The 6,880-nt window shown below is 73.5% G+C and carries 7 protein-coding genes, 1 tRNA gene and 2 pseudogenes; 5 read left to right on the forward strand and 5 right to left on the reverse strand.

Annotated elements, in window-relative coordinates; all coding sequences use genetic code 11:
* Both HUW36_RS22075 and HUW36_RS22080 read left to right on the forward strand, forming a co-directional pair.
* Window positions 1–1,562: DUF4153 domain-containing protein (locus HUW36_RS22075; protein WP_174529922.1), on the forward strand; the 1,562-nt coding region annotated here is incomplete at its 5' end.
* 163 nt (window positions 1,563–1,725) lie between these two features.
* Window positions 1,726–2,793 (forward strand): glycerophosphodiester phosphodiesterase family protein, encoded by a 1,068-nt coding sequence (locus tag HUW36_RS22080; RefSeq protein ID WP_174529923.1) that lies wholly within the window; start codon window positions 1,726–1,728, stop codon window positions 2,791–2,793.
* A gap of 47 nt (window positions 2,794–2,840) precedes the next feature.
* Here the strand turns inward: HUW36_RS22080 and HUW36_RS22085 are convergent, their stop codons facing one another.
* Entirely contained in the window at window positions 2,841–3,182 is a 342-nt protein-coding gene (locus HUW36_RS22085) for a VOC family protein (protein WP_174529924.1), read from the reverse strand.
* A 168-nt stretch (window positions 3,183–3,350) separates the two neighbouring features.
* Here HUW36_RS22085 and HUW36_RS22090 point away from each other — a divergent pair, with 168 nt between their 5' ends.
* Window positions 3,351–3,851, forward strand: a complete 501-nt coding sequence (locus HUW36_RS22090) for an anthrone oxygenase family protein (RefSeq protein WP_174529925.1) — start codon at window positions 3,351–3,353, stop codon at window positions 3,849–3,851.
* A gap of 14 nt (window positions 3,852–3,865) precedes the next feature.
* On the opposite strand, the pseudogene HUW36_RS35235 reads toward HUW36_RS22090, so the two are convergent.
* The 4 genes and pseudogenes from HUW36_RS35235 to HUW36_RS22105 form a co-directional block, all read right to left on the reverse strand.
* Window positions 3,866–4,048 (reverse strand): annotated as a pseudogene (locus HUW36_RS35235) (zinc-binding dehydrogenase); the annotation flags it as partial.
* Window positions 4,049–4,074: 26 nt separating this feature from the next.
* A pseudogene (locus tag HUW36_RS35240) lies at window positions 4,075–4,263 on the reverse strand (NADP-dependent oxidoreductase); the annotation flags it as partial.
* 203 nt (window positions 4,264–4,466) lie between these two features.
* Window positions 4,467–4,539, reverse strand: a tRNA-Ala gene (locus HUW36_RS22100).
* A 92-nt stretch (window positions 4,540–4,631) separates the two neighbouring features.
* Complete coding sequence (locus tag HUW36_RS22105) at window positions 4,632–5,222, reverse strand: YqgE/AlgH family protein (protein WP_174529927.1); 591 nt, start codon at window positions 5,220–5,222, stop codon at window positions 4,632–4,634.
* Between the two features lie 149 nt (window positions 5,223–5,371).
* On the opposite strand from HUW36_RS22105, the gene HUW36_RS22110 reads away from it, so the two are divergent.
* Both HUW36_RS22110 and HUW36_RS22115 read left to right on the forward strand, forming a co-directional pair.
* Window positions 5,372–6,172, forward strand: coding sequence for an S-methyl-5'-thioadenosine phosphorylase (locus tag HUW36_RS22110; RefSeq protein WP_174529926.1), 801 nt, complete (start codon window positions 5,372–5,374; stop codon window positions 6,170–6,172).
* 86 nt (window positions 6,173–6,258) lie between these two features.
* The coding region (locus tag HUW36_RS22115) for a thiamine pyrophosphate-binding protein (protein WP_246248271.1) at window positions 6,259–6,880 on the forward strand (622 nt) is incomplete at its 3' end.

The raw sequence follows: 6,880 nt of genomic DNA on the forward strand, positions 1-6,880 counted from the left end.
CCTGGGGCACCTACCCGCCGCCGCAGAGCTGGGCCCCCCGGCCCCGAGTGCCCCGCACGTCGTTCCTCGGCGCCCGGTGGCCCGGTCCGAAGCCGGCCACCGGCCGGGCCGTGCCGCTCGCGGTGCTCGCCGGCGCGCTGGGCAGCGCGGTCTTCGTGCCGCTCGGCCGGGTCGGCATCGGCTGGTTCCTGGGCTGGCTCACGCTCACCGTCGCGGTGCTGCTCGCGGTCCGCACGAAGACCGCCGAACTGCCCCGCGCCGACCGGCTGATCCGCCTCGGTTGGGCGGTGGCGGCGCTGGCCCTGATCGCCGTGCCGGCGGTCCGCAACGCCTGGTGGCTGGTGACGTTCTGCGTGCTCGGCGCGCTGGGCTGCGCCACGCTCGCGATCGCCGGCGGCCGGTTGGTCCGCTCGATCCTGTTCGGTCTCGTCGCCACGCCGTTCGCGGCGCTGCGCGGCCTGCCCTGGGTGCGCCGGCACGTCAGCGCCTCGCCGGAGGCGACGACGGTCCGCAAGGTCACCGTGTCGGTGGTCGCCACCCTGGTCGTCCTGGTGGTCTTCGGCAGCCTGCTCGCGTCCGCCGACGCGGCGTTCTCCGAGGCGTTGGGCGCGCTCGTGCCCGAGATCGACCTCGGTACGGTCGTCGGCTGGCTCTTCCTCGCCGCGGTGGGCGGACTGATCGCGGTCGCCGCCGTCTACACGCTCGCCGCCCCGCCGGACCTGTCCACCGTCGACCGGGAGGGTGAGCGCCGGCTCGGCGTGCTGGAGTGGGCACCGGCGATCGCGGCGCTGACGCTGCTCTTCGCCGGCTTCGTGGTGGTGCAGTTCACCGTGCTCTTCGGCGGTCAGCGACACGTGCAGAAGGTCGCCGGACTGAGCTACGCCGAGTACGCCCGCAGCGGCTTCTGGCAGCTGCTCTTCGTCACGCTGCTGACGGTGGCGGTGCTCGGCGGGGTGGGCCGCTGGGCCGGCCGGGAGCGGCCGGTCGAGCGCGTCCTGCTGCGCGTGCTGCTCGGGCTGCTCAGCGCGCTCAGCGTGGTGATCGTGGTGTCCGCGCTGTCCCGCATGTGGACCTACCAGAAGGTCTACAGCTTCACCGGTGAACGGATCTTCGTGATGGCGTTCGAGCTGCTGCTCGGCGCGGTCTTCCTGATGATCCTGGCGGCCGGCGTGCGCTGGCGGGGCCGGTGGATCCCCGGCACCACCGTGGCGCTGGCCGTGGCGATGCTGCTCGGCCTGGCGGTGCTCAACCCGGAGGACTACGCCGCCCGCCGCAACACGCTCCGGTACGAGCAGACCGGCAAGATCGACGCCTGGTACCTGCGGGCGCTGTCCGCCGACGCCACGCCCGCGCTCACCCGGCTGCCCGACCCGGTACGCCGCTGCACGCTGAGCTGGATCGCCGACGACCTCGACCAGCGCGACCCCTGGTACGCCTGGAACCTCGGCCGCCAGCGGGCCCGCCAGGCGTTGGACCGGGTCGGACCGGCGGCGGTCGGCGGCCCGAAGGACTGCCGCCGGGCGGACCAGTTCGACCTGCCGAAGACGCGCCGACCCCGCTGACACCCCCGGTGGCCGGGCCGCGGACCCCCGCGACCCGGCCACCGGCACGGACCGGCTCGCCCGCGACCGTTCACCCGTCCCTCACCTCGCCGCCACGGCCGCCACCGTCTCCGCGCCTACCTTCGGCTGCGCGAACGTCAACCGAGGTAGCGGAGGTTTCTCCATGTCCGTCCGTCAGGTGCTGACGGCACTGGTCACCGGCGCGGCGCTGGCCGTACCGGCGGCCGCCCACGCGGCTCCGGCCGACCGTCCCGGCGTCCCGCCGCAGCGGACCCACTTCGACCTGCAGGCCCATCGCGGTGGCATCGGCATGACCACCGAGGAGACGCTTGCCGGCTTCGCCAAGGCGATGCGTCTCGGCGTCACCACGCTGGAGCTGGACACCCAGGTCACCCGGGACGAGAAGGTCGTCGTCACGCACGACCGCCAGGTCAGCGCGCAGAAGTGCCGGGACACCGCGCCGGTGCGTCCGGGCGACCCGGCGTACCCGTACGTCGGGAAGTACATCAAGGACCTCACCCTGGCGCAGATCAGGACCATGGACTGCGGCTACCAGCAGCTGCCCGGCTTCCCCGAGCAGGAGCAGATCGCCGGTGTCCGGATGGCCGAGCTGCGCGACGTGCTCGACCTGGTGAAGCGCTACCGGGCCCACGGGATCACGCTCAACATCGAGACCAAGGTGGAGGCGGGGGCGCCCGAGCAGACCGCGCCGCGTGAGCTGTTCGTCCGGCGGGTCTTCGAGGAGATCCGGCGCTCGGGCATCGAGCGCCAGGTCACCATCCAGTCGTTCGACTGGGGAGCGCTGCGGGTGATGCACCGGCTCGCGCCGCGCTGGCCGCTGGTGGCGCTGACCAACTACGACTTCCTCCAGGTCGGCAGGCCGGGCGCGTCGCCGTGGCTGGGCGGGCTGGACGTGGACGACTTCGGCGGCGACTTCGTCCGGGCCGCCGACGCGATCCCGGGCGTCACCACGCTCTCCCCGAACTACGGGTTCCCGCAGAACGGCACGATCGCCGACCCTGCCTTCCGGTTCTACCCGGACCACAAGATGATCGCGGACGCGCACGCACGCGGGTTGAAGGTCGTCCCGTGGACCTGCGACGACATGCCGACCGTGGCGGCGCTGATGGACCTCGGGGTGGACGGCATCATCACCGACTACCCGAACCGGGTCCGGCAGCTCATGGCCGAACGGGGCATGCGGCTGCCGAAGGCGTACCGGCCGCGTTGAGCCGGCGGCGGTCGGGAGGTGCCCCTCCCGACCGCCCGCACCGCCGCTCAGGCGGGTCCGCCGCCGAAGCCGATCTCGTTGCCGTCCGGATCCCGGAACACGACCTTGCGGACGCCGTTGTCGTAGGTCTCCTCGTCGGCAGGGGTCAGCCCGCGGGCGGCGATCCCGGCCAGGCGGGCGTCGAGGTCGTCGACGAAGACGGTGTGCATGGCGTGCCCGGCGTGCTCCGGCCGCACGTCGACGTAGAGGTAGCGGTGCGCGGCGAGTTCCCAGACCGCCTCGGTGTCGTCGGGCAGGAACGCCGGCGGGCCACCGAGCAGCCGGTCGTAGAAGTCGGTCGCCACCGCGCGGTCACGGACCGGGACGCCGGCGAACAGGTCGACCGTCATCCGGTCATGCTAGGCACCACGGACCGCCGTGGCCAGGGTGTACGCCCCCGACCCGGGGCGTGCGGACCGACCGGAGCAGTCCGGCGGTGGCGGCCACGGAGACGATGACACACGGATTCGCGTCTCCTGGACATGTGCCGTCCCACCGGACGGCGATTGACTGGGCGCATGCGACTCGTACCGCACCTGACGCTGGTCGGGGCCACCGTCGGAGCCGGGCTGATGGCCGGGCTCTTCGCCGCGTTCGCCTACGCCGTGATGCCGGCGCTGCGGGGCGCGGACGACCGCACGTTCGTGGACGCGATGCAGCGGATCAACGTCACCATCGTCAACGGCTGGTTCCTGCTGGCCTTTCTCGGCACACCGATGCTGGCCGCGCTGGCGGCGGTGCTGGCCTGGCGTGGCGCGAGCCGTCCGGCGTTGCCGTGGATCGTCGCCGGGCTCGTGCTCTACCTGGCGACCGTCGCCGTCACGGTCGCCGTCAACGTCCCGATGAACGACGCGCTGGCGGCGGCCGGGCCGGCGGACCGGCTGGGCGATCCCGGCGCGGTACGGGAGCGCTTCGAGGCCACCTGGGTCACCGCGAACGTGGTCCGGGCACTGGCGAGCACGGGCGGGTTCGCGGCGTTCTGCTGGGCGCTGGTGCTCACCGGCCGTGCGGACGGTTGACACCCTGGTGGGAGTCAGTCCCCTCCGGCCTCGACGTCGACGACGACCTTGCCCTCGCCGGCGCCCCGGGCGACCAGATCGTGCGCCTCCCCGACGGTGTCCAGGGTGAAGCGGCGCGGGTCGAGTCGCGGACGCAGCGCGCCGGCATCGGCAAGTGCCGCGCCCTCGCGCAGGATCTCCCCGTGATGCTCCCGGCCCTGCCCGGCACCTTCTGCCCGGCGAGGTCGAGGCCGAGCACCGCCGGCGGACGGACGCGGGCGTGCGGAGCCTGGCCGGCCTGGATCTTGGTGTCCAGCGGATTGACGCCACTGGCGACGATGCGCACGAGCGCCTGACCGACGCCGGTCGCGGGCCGGTCGATCTCGTCGACCCGCAGGGGCGAAGCGAACTCCCGCAGTACCACGGCACGCATGATCGACGACACCTTCCTGCCGTGGAACCGCCGGGCTCGGCTGGGCGATACGTCCGATTCAAACCGGCTCGGGAGCCTCGTCGGGCCAACCGCTGCCGGGTGGACCCCAAAGAGGTCGAACCGGTCGGAGGCGTCGACGGATCGACGTCAGCAAAGACGACAGCCCTGGTGGATGAACCACCAGGGCTGTTCGCTCGCAAAGGTGGAGCCGAGGGGACTCGAACCCCTGACCCCCACACTGCCAGTGTGGTGCGCTACCAGCTGCGCCACGGCCCCTTGCGGTCGTCCCCGGTCGCCCGGGCACGGGAAGAACTATACACACGCCGTTCGGCATGGTCATCTCGCGGGGGGTCACCCCCGCGGCCCGGTCAGTTCAGCGCCACGTCGGGCGGGAAGTGGGCCACCGCGGCCATCATTCCGCCCTGTCGCCGCAGCACCATCGGCCAGAGATCGTCCGGGCGGTCGACGAAGGCGTCGCCGGGGAGGGCGTCGAGCACGAACCAGGACCCCTCCTCGATCTCGCGCTCCAACTGCCCGGCCCCCCAGCCGGAGTAGCCGGCGAAGACCCGGATCCCGCCGACGGCGTCCCGCAGCTTCTCCGGGTCGACCGAGAGGTCGATGGTGCCGACCGCGCCGGAGACCCGGTGGAAACCCTTCACCGGCTTGACCGGGTGGCGCATCCGGGCCAGGCAGATGGCCGAGTCGGGCTGGACCGGGCCGCCCTCGAAGAGCACCGCCGGCTCCCGCGCCAGGTCGCTCCAGTCGCCCAGCACGTCCGCCACCGGCACCTCGGTGGCCCGGTTGAGCACCACGCCGAGGGCGCCACCGGCCTCGTGGGCGACGAGCAGCACGACGGTGCGGTCGAAGTTCGGATCCTTGAGCACGGGTGTCGCGACCAGCAGCCGTCCGGTCATCGACTCCATGGCTCGGCCACCGATCGCCTGCCCCTCACCCTGCATGTCCGACACCCGTCAGCCGTGCGCCCGCGCGGGCCCGACGCCGTCGACCGTCCACGCTGTCAACGCCATGTCACGCACCATAGCCTGCGCCCCGCCCACTGGCTAAGGTCTGACCGGCGGGTGATCGCGGCGGATCGAGGGAGGGCCGGATGACGGCGGAGGCCGAACTGGCGGTGATCGGCGGGTCGGGTCTCTACGCCCTGCTCGACGGGACGGAACACGTGGTGGACACGCCCTACGGCGCGCCGTCGGACCCGATCACGGTGGCCGAGGTGGGCGGTCGCCGGGTGGCGTTCCTCCCCCGGCACGGGCGCGACCACCGCCACCCGCCGCACCGGATCCCCTACCGGGCGAACCTCTGGGCGTTGCGCTCCCTGGGCGTACGCCAGGTACTGGCCCCGTGTGCCGTCGGCGGCCTCCGGCCGGAGCTGGGGCCGGGCACGTTCGTGGTGCCGGACCAGCTCGTCGACCGCACCAGCGGACGGGCGCAGACCTACTACGACCGGGGTGCGGTGCACGTGTCGTTCGCCGACCCGTACTGCCCGGCCGGGCGGCGGACGCTGCTGGACGCGGCGGCCGGGCGGGGCGTGCCGGCGGTGGACGGGGGGACGGTGGTGGTGGTCGAGGGCCCGCGCTTCTCGACCCGGGCGGAGTCGCGCTGGTACGCCTCGATCGGCGGCACGGTGGTGAACATGACAGGTCACCCGGAGGCGGTGCTCGCCCGCGAGCTGGCCCTCTGCTACACGTCGATCGCGCTGGTCACCGACCTGGACGCGGGCGTCGAGGCGGGCGAGTCGGTCACCCAGGAGGAGGTCTTCCGGGTCTTCGCGGACAACACCGACCGGCTGCGCGGGCTCCTGCTGGACGCGGTCGCCGCGCTGCCGACCGAACGGGACTGCCCGTGCGGTGGCGCGCTGGACGGGATCACGCTGCCGTTCCCGCTGCCCTGAGCCGGGAAGCGCCCGAAAAGTCGGCTTCCGCCCGTTAGATTCGGTGGGTCGGGAGGCGGCCCGGCCCGGGACGGAGGCAGCCGGCGATGGCGACGGTGCGCGAGGCGACCTACGACCTGCTGCGCGCGCTCGGGCTGACCACCGTCTTCGGCAACCCCGGCTCGACCGAGGAGCCGTTCCTCCAGGACTTCCCCGCCGACTTCCACTACGTGCACGCGCTCCAGGAGGCGTCGGCGGTCGCCATGGCCGACGGCTACGCCCAGGGCACCGGCCGCCCCGCGCACGTCAACCTGCACACCGCGCCGGGCACCGGCAACGGCATGGGCAACCTGGTGACCGCGTGGCACAACCGGACGCCGCTGATCGTCAGCGCCGGCCAGCAGACCCGGGAGATGCTGCTGATCGAGCCGCGGCTGGCGAGCCCGAGGGCGGTCGAGCTGGCCCAGCCGTACGTGAAGTGGGCCCACGAGCCGGCCCGCGCGCAGGACGTCCCCGCGGCCTTCATGCGGGCGTACGCCTCGGCGGTGCAGCCCCCCGCCGGGCCGGTCTTCCTCTCCCTGCCGATGGACGACTGGGACCGGACCGCCGACCCGCCGCCGCAGGTGCGGACCGTCGCCACCCGGATCGCGCCGGACCCGGACCGGCTGCGCGGCTTCGCCGACGCGCTGGCCGACGCCCGCGCCCCGGTGCTGGTGCTCGGCGCGGCCG

The organism is Micromonospora maritima (genome assembly GCF_902825405.1).
In the GTDB taxonomy this organism is placed as follows: Bacteria; Actinomycetota; Actinomycetes; order Mycobacteriales; family Micromonosporaceae; genus Micromonospora; species Micromonospora maritima.

Excerpts from the sequence above, each read along its gene's own strand:
- HUW36_RS22080 (WP_174529923.1), top strand. The coding sequence starts at position 1,726 with ATGTCCGTCCGTCAGGTGCTGACGGCACTGGTCACCGGCGCGGCGCTG.
- HUW36_RS22085 (WP_174529924.1), bottom strand. The coding sequence starts at position 3,182 with ATGACGGTCGACCTGTTCGCCGGCGTCCCGGTCCGTGACCGCGCGGTG.
- HUW36_RS22090 (WP_174529925.1), top strand. The coding sequence starts at position 3,351 with ATGCGACTCGTACCGCACCTGACGCTGGTCGGGGCCACCGTCGGAGCC.
- HUW36_RS22105 (WP_174529927.1), bottom strand. The coding sequence starts at position 5,222 with ATGCAGGGTGAGGGGCAGGCGATCGGTGGCCGAGCCATGGAGTCGATG.
- HUW36_RS22110 (WP_174529926.1), top strand. The coding sequence starts at position 5,372 with ATGACGGCGGAGGCCGAACTGGCGGTGATCGGCGGGTCGGGTCTCTAC.